Here is a 15,783-nt window from a genome sequence, read left to right on the forward strand (position 1 = left end):
TGCCAATGTGAAAAAAATGTTATCGGCCGAGCGACATGTTTCAGCTCATTTCTAAAGCGCCGTGGGGTCGATTTTCTCCGAACTCTGGCTCAGGTCGACCTGGAAGCGGCAGCCATGGGGCGCCGTCGAAGTCAGCGTGACGCGCCAGCCCTGGTCATCGCAAATACGTTGCACCAACGAAAGGCCCAGGCCCAGGCCCTCGCCACGCCGCTCATCACCGCGCACGAAGGGTTGGAACATCGCTTCGCGCTGCTCCTCGGGGATGCCCACGCCGCTGTCTTCCACCGTGAAGCCAGTGGGTTGCAGGCTCAGCCGGATGTAGCCGCCGTCGGTGTAGTGCGCGGCGTTGCGCAGCAGGTTGCCCATCACCGATTGCAGGAAGGTGGCGTTGTACAACAAGGGGCCGGCACTGACCCGGCCGTCGTAATACAGGGTCAGGCCCTTCTGCTCGATGGTGTCGCGCCAGACGCCGATCAGGTCGTCGGCCACCTCGCGCAGGTTGGCCTGGGACGCCACCGCGCCCTGGTCGCGCTGGGCACGGGCGAGCATCAGGAAGGTCTTGACCAGCTCGCGCATTTCTTCGGTGGCACGGGCAATGCGCTCTACCTGGCTGCGCGCACGGGTATCCAGGCCTGGGTTTTCCATCAGCAGTTCGCACGAGGTGGCCAGCACCATCAGCGGCGTGCGCAATTCGTGGCTGACGTCGCTGGTGAACAGCCGTTCGCGGGTCAGGGCATCGCGCAGGCGGCCGAGGGTATCGTCGAAGGCCACGGCCAGCTGGCCGACTTCGTCGGCCGCGTAATCCGGCGCCAGCGGCGGCGCCAGGCCGAGCAGCTGGTCGCGGTGACGCACCTGGCGGGCCAGGCGGATGACCGGCGCCATCACCCGACGGGCCAGCAGCCAACCCAGCACCACGGCCAGCACCAGGCTGAGCACAAAGCCCACCACGACCACGGCGAACAACACCCGCTCGCGCTCTTCGAAATCGCTCTGGTCCTGCAGCAGCACGTAGCGCCGGCCATCCACGATCTCGACCATGGCGTGGTAGGACAGCTGGTCGCGGAACACTTCATGGAAGCCGACATCGAGGTGGCGCAGGTCTTTGGGCAGCTCGAAGTCGTCACGCCCACCGCTGAAGTAGAACAGCTGGTCAGGCCGCGGCCGATGGCTCCAGTCGCTGACGCTGTCCATGCGCAAAAGGCGTTGCAGGTCACCGCCCAGCACCGAGGAGATCAAGCGCTCCTCCACCAGGTGCACGGTGGCGACGATGCCGAAGGCGAAGGCCCCTGCTACCAAAGCGCTCATCAGCGCAAAGGCGATGATGATGCGCTGTGCAAGGCTTTGCTTAAACTCCATCGCGACCCTCGGCGAGGCGATAGCCGACGCCATGGACGGTATGCAGCAGCGGTTTTTCGAACGGTTTGTCGATCACCTGGCGCAGCTGGTGCACATGGCTGCGCAGGCTGTCGCTGTCTGGGCAGTCGTCGCCCCACAGGGCTTCTTCCAGCACTTCGCGGCGCAGCACGTGCGGGCTCTTCTGCATCAGCACGGCCAGTAGCTTCAGGCCAACCGGGTTGAGCTTGAGCAGGCGGCCCTGGCGAGTCACCTCAAGGGTGTCGAGGTCGTAGCTCAGGTCGGCGACCTGCAGGGTACGGCGGCCGCCGCCCTGGGCACGGCGCAGCACTGCTTCGATGCGCGCGGCCAGCTCCGAAAGCGCGAATGGCTTGAGCAGGTAGTCGTCGGCACCGGAGCGGAAGCCCTGCAGGCGGTCGTCGAGCTGGTCGCGGGCGGTGAGCATGATCACCGGGGTGTCGCGACGGGCGTCTTCGCGCAGGCGCTTGCACAGGGTGTAGCCATCGATGCCGGGCAGCATGATGTCGAGCACGATCAGGTCGTAGTGCTCGGTGGCGGCCAGGTGCAGGCCGGACAGGCCGTCCTGGGCGCAGTCGACCGTGTAGCCTTTCATGCCCAGGTAATCGGCCAGGTTGGCGAGGATATCGCGGTTGTCTTCAACCAAAAGAATGCGCATCGGGTTCTCCTGTGCGGCGCTTCGCGGGGTGCGCGGCAGGCGCAGCTTAAGGCCATCGCCCGCACTGTGCCACCCCCAAGGCAAATTCAGCGAAGTTGACAGTTTTTTCACTGATCCTTCACGGACACAGGATAGCGGGCACTCGACAATGCCCGGTCTTTTTCGCGTGCTGGAGTCGTCATGCAACCTCCCCTTCGTCCTCGTCCGATCAACTACTGGCTGTACCTTGGTATCCCGCTGGCCACGGCAGTGGCCTTGATCCTGCTCGAACTGACGTCGGTCGACATGGACGTGGCCAACTTGTTCTTCGATCGAACGGCCGGCGAGTTCATCGGCCGCCACAGTTATTTGCTGGAAAACATCCTGCACGATCGCGTCAAGGAAGTGGTGATCCTGCTTGGCCTGCTGTCAGTGGCCGCGTTCGCTGCGAGCTTCTACTGGAAGCGCCTGTACGGCTGGCGCCGCGAGCTGGGTTGCCTGGTGCTGGCGCTGGGCCTGTCCACCGCGTTTGTCACGCCGCTGAAAAAGGTTACCCAGGTGCAGTGCCCGTGGAGCCTGACCCAGTTCGGCGGCAAGGAAACCTACAGCAAGCTGCTGGAACCGCGCCCGGCCACCAACAAGCCTGGCATGTGCTGGCCGGGTGGGCATGCGGCAACCGGCTTCTGCCTGTTCGGGCTGTTCTTCATGTTGCGTGACCGCCGGCCGCGCCTGGCACGGGTGGCGTTCGGGGTGGCGCTGGTGGCCGGTTCGGTGCTGTCGGTCAGCAGGATGATGCAGGGCGCGCACTTTCTTTCGCACAACATCTGGACGGCGGTGTTCTGCTGGCTGATCGGTTTGGGGTCGTACTACCTGATTCTCTACCGACGCGGCATGGTGCAAGTACCTGTAGCCGAGCGCAGTGTGGCCTGAGCCTTATCTGCAGTAACGAAAAAGCCCCGGCTCTTGCGAGCCGGGGCTTTTTCTTGGTGCAGGGGGTAAGGCTGGCTTACATCATGCCGCCCATGCCACCCATGCCGCCCATGTCTGGCATGCCGCCAGCTGGCTTGTCTTCCGGCAGGTCAGCAACCATGGCTTCGGTGGTGATCATCAGACCGCCGATCGAAGCAGCTGCTTGCAGGGCCGAACGGGTGACCTTGGCTGGGTCGAGGATACCCATCTGGATCATGTCGCCGTATTCGCCGGTAGCAGCGTTGTAGCCGAAGTTGCCCGAACCCTGCTTGACCTTGTCGGCCACAACGCTTGGCTCGTCGCCGGCGTTGGCAGTGATCTGGCGCAGCGGCGCTTCAACGGCACGACGCAGCAGGGCGATACCGACGTTCTGGTCTTCGTTGTCGCCCTTGAGGTCGACAATGGCAGCCAGGGCGCGAACCAGGGCAACACCACCGCCAGGCACCACGCCTTCTTCGACGGCTGCACGGGTAGCGTGCAGGGCGTCTTCAACGCGGGCTTTCTTCTCTTTCATTTCAACTTCGGTGCCAGCACCGACCTTGATCACGGCAACACCGCCAGCCAGCTTGGCCAGACGCTCTTGCAGCTTCTCGCGGTCGTAGTCCGAGGTTGTGTCTTCGACCTGGGCACGGATCTGCTTGACGCGTGCTTCGATGTCACCGTCAACGCCAGCACCGTCGATGATGGTGGTGTTTTCCTTGGACAGGATCACGCGCTTGGCGTTACCCAGGTGCTCCAGGGTGGTGGTTTCCAGGGTCAGGCCGATTTCTTCGGAGATGACCTGGCCGCCAGTCAGAACGGCGATGTCCTGCAGCATGGCCTTGCGGCGGTCGCCGAAGCCAGGAGCCTTGACCGCGGCAACCTTGACGATGCCACGCATGTTGTTGACTACCAGGGTAGCCAGCGCTTCGCCTTCGACGTCCTCGGCAACGATCAGCAGCGGACGGCCGGCCTTGGCAACGGCTTCCAGCACTGGCAGCAGCTCGCGGATGTTCGAGATCTTCTTGTCGACCAGCAGCAGCAGCGGGCCTTCCAGCTCGGCAACCATGGTGTCCGGCTTGTTCACGAAGTATGGCGACAGGTAGCCACGGTCGAACTGCATGCCTTCAACGACCGACAGTTCGTTTTCCAGGCCCGAGCCTTCTTCAACGGTGATCACGCCTTCTTTACCGACTTTTTCCATGGCTTCGGCGATGATTTCACCGATGGAGTTGTCGGAGTTGGCGGAGATGGTGCCAACCTGAGCGATGGCCTTGGAGTCGGCGCATGGCTTGGACAGGTTCTTCAGCTCGGCGACGACGGCAGCGGTGGCCTTGTCGATGCCGCGCTTGAGGTCCATCGGGTTCATGCCGGCAGCGACGGCTTTCAGGCCTTCGTTGACGATGGCCTGAGCCAGGACGGTAGCGGTGGTTGTGCCGTCACCGGCAGCGTCGTTGGCCTTGGAAGCGACTTCCTTGACCAGCTGGGCGCCCATGTTCTCGAAGGCGTCTTTGAGCTCGATCTCTTTGGCGACGGAAACGCCGTCCTTGGTGATGGTCGGCGCGCCGAAGCTCTTGGCCAGAACCACGTTACGGCCTTTCGGGCCCAGGGTCGCTTTTACCGCGTCAGCCAGAACGTTGACACCAACCAGCATTTTCTTACGGGCGGAATCGCCGAATTTTACGTCTTTAGCAGCCATGATCGTTTAATCCTTGAATTGCTTTGGAGTAACGGGAAGTCGGAGAAATCAGCCTTCGATAACGGCGAGGATTTCGTTCTCGGCCATGACCAGCAGGTCTTCGCCATCGACTTTCACGGTGTTGCTGCCCGAGTAAGGGCCGAAAACCACTTTGTCACCCACTTTGACGGCCAGCGCACGTACTTCGCCGTTGTCCAGGATGCGACCGGTGCCGACGGCGACGACTTCGCCGCGGTTTGGTTTTTCAGCGGCCGAACCCGGCAGGACGATACCGCCAGCGGTTTTCGATTCTTCTTCGCTGCGACGGATGACTACGCGGTCATGCAGAGGACGAAGCTTCATTGTCGATCTCTCCCAAATTGTGGTTTTCATCGGCCGGTATCGACACCGGCGGGTTGATGCGGTCCGGCGGTGCCGGGGGTGGCTCGCAACGGGCGAACCACCTGTGTCATGTCTGGTGCAACACCAGAAACCTTGCGGTGACCACATACATGAGGCCGCCATATTCAATTACAAGGCTTGCCCTGGAAATTTTTTCACACACACAAAAAGACTGGGGCCGCTCAGCGGCCCCAGGGGTGATGGGTTTACTTGTCGCGGCGCTCGTACTCGCCTTCGATCACGTTCGGCCGATGGCCGCTGTCGCGGGGCTGCGCCTGGAACGGGTCATCCTGAAAGGCACGCTGGCGCATGGCCTGGGCCTCGGCCCGCTCGCGCATCTTGCGCGCAGCCAGGCGGCGGGTGAATGGCAGCAGGCAGAGCACGCCCAGCACGTCACTGATGAAACCCGGCAGCAGCAGCAGGCCACCACCGACCGCCAGCATCAGGCCCTGGAACATGTCCTCGGCGGGCAGTTCGCCGCGCTGCAGGCTCTCGCGGGCACGCAGGGCGGTGGCAAGGCCGGCCACACGCATCACCAGCACACCCAGGGCGGAACCCGCGATGATCAGCAGCAGCGCCGGGAAGAACCCGATGGCCGCGCTGACCTTGACGAAAACGAACAGCTCCAGCACAGGGAACAGGAGAAACAGCAATAGAAAAGCACGCATCAAAGCATTCCTCGATGGAAGACAACCTTCCTGTAAGACCATCACATGGATGCGTGCATTCGCATTTTCAAGCTTCGACTTCAGTCGCAGCCGGCCATTGGTCGGCGCGCGCCAGCAAAACCAGGGCTTCGCGAACTTGTGTCGGCGTATTGCAAACATTTGGGAACGGCAGCCAGTAAATGCCCTGGCCAATGCGCAGGTGCATGCCTTCGCTGTCGATGCCGACCATCTCTGCCGGGGTACCGCGCGGCAGCTCGCCGAGCTCGACGTAATGGGCGATGGCGCTGGCGTGGTCGCTGTTCATGTGTTCGATCATGCTGGCCTCGGCCTTGCCCGCGAACGGGTTGGCCAGGGTCACCTGGTCGAGCCAGTGGATGGCGCCGAAGCCACCGATGTAGCGATGGCGCACCGGCTGCAGCACCCAGAAATCGAAGTCATGGGCCTTGTGGTAGTTGGCGGCATCGGGGAAGTAACGGTAGTAACGCGCGGCCGCGGCCTCGATGGCGGCGTCATCGACCAGCTTGTGCGCCTCGGCCATCACCGTCAGGCGGCCAACGGCCTGCACGTCCTCGGCTTCGCGCTCGCCCACCAGCAGCGAGCACTTGGGGTCTTTCTGCAGGTTGTGGGTGTGCTGGGCGATGCGGCTGATCAGGATCAGCGGGTTGCCCTGGGCATCCAGGCAATACGGCACCACGGAGCCGAACGGGAAACCGGGCATCGACTTGGAATGGGTCGAGAGCACGCCGCGGTATTCCTTGAGCAGCAGTTCCCGGGCGGGGCGAATGGCGTTGGTACTCACTGAAGGCGCTCCTGGCGGCGGACTGGATGGGTGACAAGATAAGCATTATCACCCGCCGCTGCCACTGCCAGCTCAACTGGCCTGCCTTACCAGGTCACGCCGAAGCCTGCGGTATAGCGGGTCTTGTCCAGGTCGCTTTCGCGGGTGCCGCTGATGATGTCCTTCTCTGCCTTGAGGTTGAGCGACGCCCATTCGGTGACCTTGTAGCGCAGCCCGACCTCGGCATCCAGCGAGTAGTTGGCAACGCCGCCCAGCGGCTTGGCAACCTCGCCGTTGGTGAACAGCTGCACGTTCTTGCCGATCAGGTAGCGGGTGTAGTCCCACTTGACCGCGGCCGAATAGAAGTTGTCCTTGGCGCCATCCTGGTATTCGAAGTCGGTGCGGTTGACCAGCGAGCCGAGCGAGAAGGCGCCCAGTTCGTCGTCCCAGAACTGGTAGCCAGGGCCGGTACCCACGGTGCGCTGGCGCGACAGGTCCTCGATGTGGTCGCGCTTGTACTCAAGGCGCCCCTGCCAGAACCACTTCTCGGTGAGGAAGCGATCGAGCGCGTACTCGGCGCTCCAGTTGTTGGTGGTGGTGACGTCGTCCTTGGACTCGCGGTTGTACTCGCCCTCGGCATTGTGCCGCCAGCGGCCGTGGCGGGCGGTGGTCTTGAAGTCGATGTCGTAGTCGTCGCTGTCGCTTTCGGCACGCTTGTAGTCCATGGCCACGTCGACATTGCCCTTCCACAGGAAATCCTCGACCAGCGGCTTGGGCTTCATGATCTGCTGGATGCTGGCCAGCTCGACGGTCTTGGGCGCCTCGCCATTGGCCAGGGTCACCTTGCCCGCCTCGGCGGCCTTCAGCGACTTGGCCTTCTCGCCGTTGTAGGCATCCTGCTTGACCAGCAGCTCCTGGTCGCTCTCCAGCGTCTGCACCTGTTTCCAGTCCAGCGAGATCGAGCCACCGTAAGGGGTCTCGAGCAGCAGCTTGCCGCCATCGAACAGGCGGATCTTGCCGCTCAGGCGGTCGCCGTTCTTCATCCACACGGTATCGGCGAAGGCCGGGGCGGCACACAGGGAGGCGGTCAACAGGCACAACAACGATCTAGAATACATAAGCGGGCTACAGGTTCGATTCGACGAAAAAAGCCGGGCATTATCCAGATACCAACGACCAGAGCAAGGACAGACCGAGCACATGCCATTGAGTTCAACTCTCATTTGCCGCCACCATTCGTCCGGTTTCATTCCAGGCCAGGGCTGCCCTGATGTCTGAGCCGTATGAACATGCCCTGGACAACCCCGAGGCCCGACGAACGGCGCTGTATTCGGTGCTTGGCCAGGTGCCGGAGGGCAAGGTGGTCAGCTATGGGCAATTGGCCGAACTGGCCGGGCTGGGCCGCGCGGCGCGCTGGGTCGGCCGCACCCTCGGCCAGTTGCCCGGCGATACCCGCCTGCCCTGGCACCGGGTGCTGGGTGCCGGTGGCCGGCTGAGCCTGGCGCTGGGTACGCCAGGCGGAGATGAACAACGTGCACGGCTGCGTGCGGAGGGCGTCAATGTAACCAATAATCGTGTGGATATGACGCGCCATGGCTGGCGCCCAATGGAGCACAGCGGTTAGAGTGCGCGCTTTGTTTTCGCAAATTTGAGGCAGATGTTGGCCCATGCCCCGTAAAACCTGGCGCGCTGCGCTTGCCGCCTATGCCAGCCCGTCTACCCTGGTACTTTTGCTGCTGGGCTTCGCCGCCGGCCTGCCCTACATGCTGGTGTTCTCGACCCTTTCTGTGTGGTTGCGCGAAGCGGGCGTGGCCCGCGAGACCATTGGCTACGCCAGCCTGATCGGCCTGGCCTATGCCTTCAAGTGGGTCTGGTCGCCGCTGCTCGACCAATGGCGCCTGCCCCTGCTGGGCGGCCTGGGGCGGCGCCGTTCGTGGCTGCTGCTGTCGCAGGCGCTGGTGGTGATCGGCCTGGTCGGCATGAGCCTGTGCGACCCGCAACAACACCTGTCCTGGCTGATCGCCCTGGCGGTGCTGGTGGCCTTCGCCTCGGCCACCCAGGACATCGCCGTGGATGCCTATCGCCTGGAGATCGCCGACGATCAGCGCCAGGCAGCCCTGGCTGCCAGCTACATGGCCGGGTACCGGGTGGCCGCCCTGCTCGCCACCGCCGGTGCGCTGTTCTTCGCCGAATGGTTCGGCTCCACCGGTTTCAGCTACCTGCACAAGGCTTGGGCCGGCACCTACGTGCTGTTCGGCGTGCTGATGGTGCCTGCGCTGTTCACCACCCTGGTGATGCGCGAGCCGCCGGTGCCGATGCGCACCCAGCTCTCGGCCGCCCGCTATGGCCTGATGCACCAGATGGCCTCGGTGTTCGTGCTGATCATCCTGCTGGTGTCGGTGCCTGCCAGCTTCACCCAGATGTTCAACACCGGCTGGTCCAGTGTGATTTCCGGTGATGCCACGCCGCTTGACCTGCTGCTCGAAGACCGTGCGTTCCTGCGCCTGATCCTCTACGTGCTGCTGACCTGGGCGTGCCTGTCGAGCCTGGGCCGCCGCGGCCTGGCGCCGGTGCTCACGCCAGTCAACGACTTCATCGCCCGCTACCGCTGGCAAGCCCTGCTGCTGCTCGGGCTGATCGCCACCTATCGCATGTCGGACACGGTGATGGGGGTGATGGCCAACGTGTTCTACATCGACATGGGCTTCACCAAGGACCAGATCGCCAGCGTCAGCAAGATCTTCGGCCTGATCATGACCCTGGTCGGCGCCGGCGTCGGCGGCCTGCTGATCGTGCGCTTCGGCATCCTGCCGATCCTGTTCATCGGCGGCGCAGCCTCGGCGGCCACCAACATCCTCTTCGTGATGCTGGCCGACATGGGCCCGAACCTTGAGATGCTGGTGGTGACCATCTCCCTGGACAACTTCAGTTCAGGCCTGGCCACCTCGGCGTTCGTCGCCTACCTGTCGAGCCTGACCAACCTGAAGTTCTCGGCCACGCAATATGCGCTGCTGAGCTCGATCATGCTGCTGTTGCCACGGCTGATCGGCGGCTATTCGGGGGTGATGGTGGAGAAGTTCGGTTACCACGATTTCTTCATGATTACCGCGCTGCTGGGCGTGCCGACACTGATCCTGATCGCCTTGCACTGGCGTCAGGAAGTTGGGCGAGGGAAACAGGTGCCGGTAGAGAACTCGGCGGCCGAGCGTCCCTGAAAACCGCATGGCCCCTATCGCCGGCAAGCCGGCTCCCACAGCTGCTGCACAGGCTTCAAGCCTTGTGAAATACCTGTGGGAGCCGGCTTGCCGGCGATAGGGGCAGCACAGATCCTACTGCGCCACAGCCCCTTCCCCAGGCCGCCCACCCACGACAAACCACAACGGCCACAGCGCCAGCGCCCCCGCCACCCCTGCCGCCAGGGCAAAGTGCAGCAGGCTGGCACCGGCCCCGATCATCGCCATCAGCGCACCACCAAGCCCCAGCAAGGCGATGGTGATCATGCCCAGCATCGCCGACACCAAGCCCTTGCTCTGCTCGCTGGAGAACAGCGTCATGCGGTACAGCACCGCGTTGGCCACGCCCAGGCCCAGTGCATACAGCGACATGCCCGCGACCACGCTGGTCACCGACGGCCAGTACCAGGTCGCCAGCACCAGCAGGCACAAGCCGGCCAGGTAGGGCCACAAGGCGCCACGCACCAGGCTCGCCAACGGGTAGCGATCGGCGATGCGGTTGATGATCAGGTTGCCCAGGATCAGCCCGCCGAACACCGGCAACTGCCACAGCGCGTAGGCCATGGTGCTCAGGCCCTCATCGTGGATCAGCAACACCGGCGACAGGCCGATCCAGCCGATCAGCGGCAGGCCGACCAGGCCAAGTGCCGCGCTGCCTGCGACGAACTTGCGGTTGGCCAGCAACTGGCCGTAGCCGGCGAGCAGCGGCAGCAGGTGGATGGGCGTGAACGCCAGGCGCGAACCATCGCGGCGCTCCACCCCCAGGGTTTCCGGCATCAGCCGGTACAGCAGCAGCCAACACAGCACCGCGCCCACGGCAAACGCCACGAACAGCCAGCGCCAGTCCAGCCACTGCAGCATCAAGGTGCCCACCAGCGGGCCCAGCAGCGGCGAGAGCAAGGCGATGTTGGCCAGCAGGGCCATCATCCGCACCGCGTCGGCTTCGCTGAACGCTTCGTTCAACGCCGGGTAGCTGACGGTCACCACAAACCCCAGGCCAATGCCCTGCAGCAGGCGCAGCAGGTTGAACAGGCCGATGTCCTGCACCCAGTAGGTCGCCAGGCACGCCACGCCAAAGAACGCGCAACCGGCCAGCAGCAGCGGCCGGCGGCCATAGCGGTCGGCCAGCGGGCCGATCAGCCACTGCAGCACCACACCGCCGAGCAGGTACAGGTTCAAGGCATGCGGGATGTATTGCGGGCTGGCGTTCAGGTGATCGACCACCACCGGCATGGCCGGCATGACCGCGTCGCTGGCGAGGTAGGTCAGCAACTCGAACAGGGCCAGGGTCAGGCCGAACAGCAGGGCTCTGAGGGGGGTGATGTACAGCAGTGGTTTCATGATGGCGTTCAGGCAAAGACAGGTGGGGTCAGGCTATATGCCAGAAATGCCGGGGCTTGGCTGTGAACAAGTGTAAAAGCAAGGGGCCGCTGCGCGCCCCAATCGCCGGCAAGCCGGCTCCCACAGGGGGTTGACGAAGACCCTGTGGGAGCCGGCTTGCCGGCGATCGGGCCGCACAGCGGCCCCTGCTGCAACGGCGCGGTTTACTGCGCCGCCGCCTCCTGCACCACGCGAATCACGCGTTGCGGAAACGGAATGCCGATGCCCTCGGCCTTCAGCCGGTCACGGGCATGCTCGTTGAGCATGAACATCACATCCCAGTAGTCGCTGGTCTTGGTCCACAGGCGCAGCGATACGGTGATCGAGCTGTCACCCAGGGTCGCGACCACCGCCTGTGGCGCCGGGTCTGGCAGCACCCGTGGGTCCTGCGCCAGCTCCAGCAGCACGTTGCGCGCCTTCTGCAGGTCGGCCTCGTAGTCCACGCCCACGTCGAACACCACCTTGCGCGTCGGCTGGCGGTTGGTGTTGGTGATGATGCCGTTGGACAGGCTGCCGTTGGGCATGATCACGGTCTTGTTGTCACCGGTGCGCAGCACGGTGTGGAAGATCTGGATGCTGTCGACGGTACCGGACACACCCTGGGCCTCGATCCAGTCACCGATGCGGAACGGGCGGAACATCAGGATCAGCACGCCACCGGCGAAGTTCGCCAGGCTGCCCTGCAAGGCCAGGCCGATGGCCAGGCCGGCAGCACCGATGGCCGCGACGAACGAGGTGGTCTCGATGCCGATCATCGACGCCACGCTGACCATCAGCAGCACCTTGAGCACGATGTTGGCCAAGGTGCTGATGAAGCCTTGCAGCGCCACGTCGGCGCGCAGCCCGACCAGCTTGCCAAGGCGCGCGCTGAGCTTGTTGATCAACCACCAGCCGATGGCCAGTGTCAGCAGCGCCAGCAACAGCCGGCTGCCGTATTGCATGATCATCGGGATCCAGGTCTGCGACTGGCGGACCAGCTGATCCACCTCAGCATTCAAATCCATATTCATCTCCTGATGCCGAGCGGCACGTACACGTAAATCGGGCCGCGCGCATTTGCGCGGCCATGGACCCCATGGACATCATTGCGCCATCGGGGTTCCGGCAACGCTTCGATCAGTCGCGGAAGTTGTTGAACTGCAGCGGCATGTCGAATTCCTTGGCGCGCAGGGCAGCGATGGCCTCTTGCAGGTCATCACGCTTCTTGCCGGTCACACGCACCTGCTCACCCTGGATGGAGGCCTGGACCTTGAGCTTGGCGTCCTTGATGTGGGCGACGATCTTCTTCGCCAGGTCCTTGTCGATGCCTTCGCGGAACTTGGCTTCCTGCTTCATCTCCTTGCCGGAGGGGTAGGCATCCTTGGTTTCCAGGCACTTGACGTCGATCTTGCGCTTGACCAGGGCCAGGCGCAGGATTTCGATCATCGCCTCGAGCTGGAACTCTGCCTCGGCGGTCAGCATCACGGTCTGCTCCTTGTCCTTGAACTCGAAGCTACCCTTGCCCTTGAGGTCGTAACGGCGGTCGAGCTCCTTCATGGCGTTTTCGACAGCGTTCTGCACTTCGTGCTTGTCCAGTTCCGATACCACGTCGAACGACGGCATGGTTGATCTCCCAAAATAAAAGCGCGCTCGGCGTGACGATGGAGCGCGCGGGGTTTGAAGGTTAAAATGCGGACTCATTATAACGGGTTGCGAAACGCAGATGAGCAGCACCTGGCATATTCTCGGCGCCGGTAGCCTCGGCAGCCTCTGGGCCTGCCGCCTGGCACGGGCCGGCAAGGCAACCCGGCTGATCCTGCGCGACCGGCAGCGGCTCGCCGCCTACCAGCAGGCCGGCGGCCTGACCCTGGCCGAACAGGACCAGGCCACGCGCTTTGCGATCCCCGCCGAAACCGCTGACGCCAGCGGGCCGATTCATCGCCTGCTGCTGGCCTGCAAGGCCTATGACGCCGCGCCTGCCGTCGCCCGCCTGGCCCCGCGCCTGGCCGAGGGCGCCGAGATCGTGCTGCTGCAAAATGGTTTGGGCAGCCAGGACGAAGTCGCCGACCAGGTGCCCCATGCCCGCTGCATCTTCGCCTCCAGCACCGAAGGGGCGTTTCGCGAGGACGACTGGCGGGTACGCTTTGCCGGGCAAGGGTTCAACTGGCTGGGCGACCCGGCCAACCCTGCCCTGCCGCAATGGTTCGACGACCTGGGCGACGCCGGCATCCCCGCCGAATGGACGGTGGACATCCTCACCCGCCTGTGGCGCAAGCTCGCGCTGAACTGCGCCATCAACCCCCTGACCGTGCTGCACGACTGCCAGAACGGCGGCCTGCTGGGGCACCTGGGTGAAATCGACAGCCTGTGCGCCGAACTTGGCCAGCTGTTGCAACGCTGCGGCCAGCCCAAGGCCGCCGATGACCTGAGCGAGGAAGTGCAACGGGTGATCCTCGCCACCGCCGCCAACTACTCTTCCATGTACCAGGATGTGCGTGCCGGCCGGCGCACCGAGGTGCACTACCTGCTTGGCCACGCCTGCCGGGCGGCAGCGCGCCACGCCATGGTGCTGCCACAGCTGGAACACCTGCACCAGCGGCTGGTCGATAACCTGCGAGCCCGTGACTTGCCCTGCGCCTGACGCAGCCCTACAACCGGATACGGACATTGCCTAGCCCATGACCCTGCGCCAACGCCTGGAAAACCTCCCGGTCGGGCAAAAGTTGCTGGCCGCCCTGCTGGTGCTGCTGGTGACCATCCTGCTGGTTGCCAACCTGACCTTCATCAGCGCCGCCTACTGGATCACCCAGGAGAGCATGGCGCCCCAGGCCCTGCAGACCATCGGCCGGCTGGTGGCCAACCCGCAGCTGTCGATGCGCGCCGGTGACAACACGGAAAACGCCACCGCCCTGCTCAAGGAGCTGGACAGCTACACGCCGCTGCGCGCCGCCGCCGTCTATGGCGGCGATGGGCGCCTGCTGGCGCAGCTGCAGCATGGCGAAGCGCTGGCCCTGCCCAAGCACTACCGCAATATCGATAGCTGGCGCCTGATGGAGTTTCGCAGCACCCAGCTCATCCGCATCCCACGTGAAGCCAGCCCCCCCGCACACCTGCTGCTGGTGGCCAGCAGCGAATTGCCAACCGCCTTCTACACCGGCACCCTCAGCGCCAGCCTGGCGATCCTGGTGTTCAGCGTGCTGCTGTGGCTGGTGATCGCACGGCAGATCAAGCGCCTGATCACCCAACCGATCAACCAGCTCGAAGAGCTCAGCCGCCAGGTCACCCGCGAAGAAAGCTACGCCCTGCGCGCCACCCGCGGCAACGACGACGAAATCGGCAGCCTGGCACAGGCCTTCAACACCATGCTGTCGCGCATCGAAGCCCGCGAGCAGCAGCTCAAGCGCACCCGTGACGAGTTCCAGATGGCCTACGACCAGGCCCAGGGCCTGGCCGAGGAAACCCGCCACACCAACCGCAAGCTGGAGCTGGAAGTCCAGGTGCGCAGCAAGATCGAGAAAAAGCTCACAGGCTTTCAGAACTACCTCAACAGCATCATCGACTCCATGCCTTCGGCGCTGATCGCCCTCGACGAACAGCTCTACGTCACGCAGTGGAACCACGAGGCCACGGTGCTCTCCGGCACGCCGCTGGACGAGGCGCTGAATCAGCCGGTGTTCATCGCTTTCGAGCCGCTCAAGCCGTTTCTGCCGCAGCTCAAGGAGACCGTGGAAAAGCACCGGGTGGCGAAGATCGAGCGGGTCACCTGGCCCAAGGACGACGACCTGCGCCACTACGCCCTGACCTTCTACCCGCTGATGGGCGGTGGCGGGCGTGGCGTGGTGATCCGCATCGACGACATCACCCAGCGCCTGTCGCTGGAAGAAATGATGGTGCAGTCGGAAAAGATGCTTTCGGTCGGCGGCCTGGCCGCCGGCATGGCCCACGAAATCAACAACCCGCTGGGGGCGATCCTGCACAACGTGCAGAACATCCGCCGGCGCCTGTCGCCGGAGCTGCCGCGCAACCAGGAGCAGGCAAGCGAGCTGGGCATCGACCTGCCCAGCGTCAACCGCTACCTGGAAAGCCGCGAAGTGCCACAACTGCTCGATGGCATCCAGCAGGCCGGCGCCCGGGCCGCCAAGATCGTCACCCACATGCTCAGCTTCAGCCGCCGCAGCAACCGCCAGCTGGTGCCCTGCGACCTGCCGTCATTGATCGACCAGGCGGTGGACATCGCCGGCAACGACTTCGACCTGACCATCGGCTTCGACTTCAAGGGCCAGGCCATCGTCCGCCAGTTCGACCCTGCCCTGGGGCCTGTGCCCTGCACCGCCAACGAACTGGAGCAGGTCCTGCTCAACCTGTTGAAGAACGCCGCGCAGGCCATCCACCAGCGGCCACAGCCCAGCGAGCCCGGGCGCATCATCCTGCGTACCCGGCTCAACCCGCCCTGGGCCGAAATCCAGGTCGAGGACAACGGCATCGGCATGCCCGAAGCGGTGCGCAAGCGCACCTTCGAGCCGTTCTTCACCACCAAGGAAATCGGCCAGGGCACCGGGCTTGGCCTGTCGGTTTCGTACTTCATCATCACCAACAACCACAAGGGGCAGATGGAAGTGCAGTCCACGCCCGGCCAGGGCACCTGCTTCACCCTGCGCCTGCCCCTCGGCCAGCCGACAACGGCGGCGCCGACCACCACGGAGGCATGA

The 15,783-nt window shown here is 64.1% G+C and carries 15 protein-coding genes; 5 read left to right on the plus strand and 10 right to left on the minus strand.

Annotated elements, in window-relative coordinates; genetic code table 11:
- Positions 1-51: 51 nt before the first annotated feature.
- On the minus strand, positions 52-1,356 hold the full coding sequence (locus L6D75_RS05935; protein ID WP_176512425.1) for a sensor histidine kinase: 1,305 nt from the start codon (positions 1,354-1,356) through the stop codon (positions 52-54).
- Complete coding sequence (gene colR, locus L6D75_RS05940; protein ID WP_003255215.1) at positions 1,346-2,029, minus strand: two-component system response regulator ColR; 684 nt, start codon at positions 2,027-2,029, stop codon at positions 1,346-1,348. The genes L6D75_RS05935 and colR overlap by 11 nt, the downstream gene beginning before the upstream one ends.
- Positions 2,030-2,209: 180 nt before the next feature.
- Here colR and L6D75_RS05945 point away from each other — a divergent pair, with 180 nt between their 5' ends.
- Complete coding sequence (locus tag L6D75_RS05945; RefSeq protein ID WP_176512423.1) at positions 2,210-2,938, plus strand: phosphatase PAP2 family protein; 729 nt, start codon at positions 2,210-2,212, stop codon at positions 2,936-2,938.
- Positions 2,939-3,014: 76 nt separating this feature from the next.
- On the opposite strand, the gene groL is transcribed toward L6D75_RS05945, so the two are convergent.
- From groL to L6D75_RS05970, 5 genes are all read right to left on the minus strand, one after another.
- Entirely contained in the window at positions 3,015-4,655 is a 1,641-nt protein-coding gene (gene groL, locus L6D75_RS05950; RefSeq protein ID WP_176512422.1) for a chaperonin GroEL, read from the minus strand.
- 48 nt (positions 4,656-4,703) lie between these two features.
- A complete protein-coding gene (locus L6D75_RS05955) occupies positions 4,704-4,997 on the minus strand; it encodes a co-chaperone GroES (RefSeq protein WP_003260750.1) in 294 nt (97 codons plus the stop codon).
- A gap of 245 nt (positions 4,998-5,242) precedes the next feature.
- Positions 5,243-5,704 (minus strand): FxsA family protein, encoded by a 462-nt coding sequence (locus L6D75_RS05960; RefSeq protein ID WP_176512420.1) that lies wholly within the window; start codon positions 5,702-5,704, stop codon positions 5,243-5,245.
- A gap of 67 nt (positions 5,705-5,771) precedes the next feature.
- Positions 5,772-6,503 carry a HugZ family pyridoxamine 5'-phosphate oxidase gene (locus L6D75_RS05965; RefSeq protein ID WP_176512419.1) on the minus strand — a complete coding sequence of 244 codons (732 nt, stop codon included), beginning with the start codon at positions 6,501-6,503 and terminating at the stop codon, positions 5,772-5,774.
- Between the two features lie 86 nt (positions 6,504-6,589).
- On the minus strand, positions 6,590-7,600 hold the full coding sequence (locus tag L6D75_RS05970; RefSeq protein WP_176512418.1) for a DUF481 domain-containing protein: 1,011 nt from the start codon (positions 7,598-7,600) through the stop codon (positions 6,590-6,592).
- 152 nt (positions 7,601-7,752) lie between these two features.
- On the opposite strand from L6D75_RS05970, the gene L6D75_RS05975 reads away from it, so the two are divergent.
- Entirely contained in the window at positions 7,753-8,106 is a 354-nt protein-coding gene (locus L6D75_RS05975) for an MGMT family protein (protein ID WP_176512416.1), read from the plus strand.
- A gap of 43 nt (positions 8,107-8,149) precedes the next feature.
- Positions 8,150-9,697 (plus strand): AmpG family muropeptide MFS transporter, encoded by a 1,548-nt coding sequence (locus L6D75_RS05980; protein ID WP_176512415.1) that lies wholly within the window; start codon positions 8,150-8,152, stop codon positions 9,695-9,697.
- A gap of 114 nt (positions 9,698-9,811) precedes the next feature.
- On the opposite strand, the gene L6D75_RS05985 is transcribed toward L6D75_RS05980, so the two are convergent.
- From L6D75_RS05985 to L6D75_RS05995, 3 genes are all read right to left on the minus strand, one after another.
- Positions 9,812-11,056, minus strand: a complete 1,245-nt coding sequence (locus L6D75_RS05985; RefSeq protein ID WP_176512414.1) for an MFS transporter — start codon at positions 11,054-11,056, stop codon at positions 9,812-9,814.
- A 203-nt stretch (positions 11,057-11,259) separates the two neighbouring features.
- Positions 11,260-12,099: a mechanosensitive ion channel family protein gene (locus L6D75_RS05990; protein ID WP_176512413.1), complete on the minus strand. Its 840-nt coding sequence runs from the start codon at positions 12,097-12,099 to the stop codon at positions 11,260-11,262.
- A gap of 112 nt (positions 12,100-12,211) precedes the next feature.
- Complete coding sequence (locus L6D75_RS05995) at positions 12,212-12,697, minus strand: YajQ family cyclic di-GMP-binding protein (RefSeq protein ID WP_176512412.1); 486 nt, start codon at positions 12,695-12,697, stop codon at positions 12,212-12,214.
- A 100-nt stretch (positions 12,698-12,797) separates the two neighbouring features.
- Between L6D75_RS05995 and L6D75_RS06000 the strand changes: the two genes are divergently transcribed.
- Both L6D75_RS06000 and L6D75_RS06005 read left to right on the plus strand, forming a co-directional pair.
- Entirely contained in the window at positions 12,798-13,715 is a 918-nt protein-coding gene (locus L6D75_RS06000; protein WP_176512411.1) for a putative 2-dehydropantoate 2-reductase, read from the plus strand.
- 37 nt (positions 13,716-13,752) lie between these two features.
- Positions 13,753-15,783, plus strand: coding sequence for a sensor histidine kinase (locus tag L6D75_RS06005; protein ID WP_176512410.1), 2,031 nt, complete (start codon positions 13,753-13,755; stop codon positions 15,781-15,783).

Source organism: Pseudomonas faucium (genome assembly GCF_021602585.1).
GTDB classification, from domain to species: Bacteria; Pseudomonadota; Gammaproteobacteria; order Pseudomonadales; family Pseudomonadaceae; genus Aquipseudomonas; species Aquipseudomonas faucium.

Coding starts and splice junctions, on each gene's coding strand:
- L6D75_RS05935 (WP_176512425.1), bottom strand. CDS start 1,356: ATGGAGTTTAAGCAAAGCCTTGCACAGCGCATCATCATCGCCTTTGCG.
- colR (WP_003255215.1), bottom strand. CDS start 2,029: ATGCGCATTCTTTTGGTTGAAGACAACCGCGATATCCTCGCCAACCTG.
- L6D75_RS05945 (WP_176512423.1), top strand. CDS start 2,210: ATGCAACCTCCCCTTCGTCCTCGTCCGATCAACTACTGGCTGTACCTT.
- groL (WP_176512422.1), bottom strand. CDS start 4,655: ATGGCTGCTAAAGACGTAAAATTCGGCGATTCCGCCCGTAAGAAAATG.
- L6D75_RS05955 (WP_003260750.1), bottom strand. CDS start 4,997: ATGAAGCTTCGTCCTCTGCATGACCGCGTAGTCATCCGTCGCAGCGAA.
- L6D75_RS05960 (WP_176512420.1), bottom strand. CDS start 5,704: ATGCGTGCTTTTCTATTGCTGTTTCTCCTGTTCCCTGTGCTGGAGCTG.
- L6D75_RS05970 (WP_176512418.1), bottom strand. CDS start 7,600: ATGTATTCTAGATCGTTGTTGTGCCTGTTGACCGCCTCCCTGTGTGCC.
- L6D75_RS05975 (WP_176512416.1), top strand. CDS start 7,753: ATGTCTGAGCCGTATGAACATGCCCTGGACAACCCCGAGGCCCGACGA.
- L6D75_RS05980 (WP_176512415.1), top strand. CDS start 8,150: ATGCCCCGTAAAACCTGGCGCGCTGCGCTTGCCGCCTATGCCAGCCCG.
- L6D75_RS05985 (WP_176512414.1), bottom strand. CDS start 11,056: ATGAAACCACTGCTGTACATCACCCCCCTCAGAGCCCTGCTGTTCGGC.
- L6D75_RS05990 (WP_176512413.1), bottom strand. CDS start 12,099: ATGGATTTGAATGCTGAGGTGGATCAGCTGGTCCGCCAGTCGCAGACC.
- L6D75_RS05995 (WP_176512412.1), bottom strand. CDS start 12,697: ATGCCGTCGTTCGACGTGGTATCGGAACTGGACAAGCACGAAGTGCAG.
- L6D75_RS06000 (WP_176512411.1), top strand. CDS start 12,798: ATGAGCAGCACCTGGCATATTCTCGGCGCCGGTAGCCTCGGCAGCCTC.
- L6D75_RS06005 (WP_176512410.1), top strand. CDS start 13,753: ATGACCCTGCGCCAACGCCTGGAAAACCTCCCGGTCGGGCAAAAGTTG.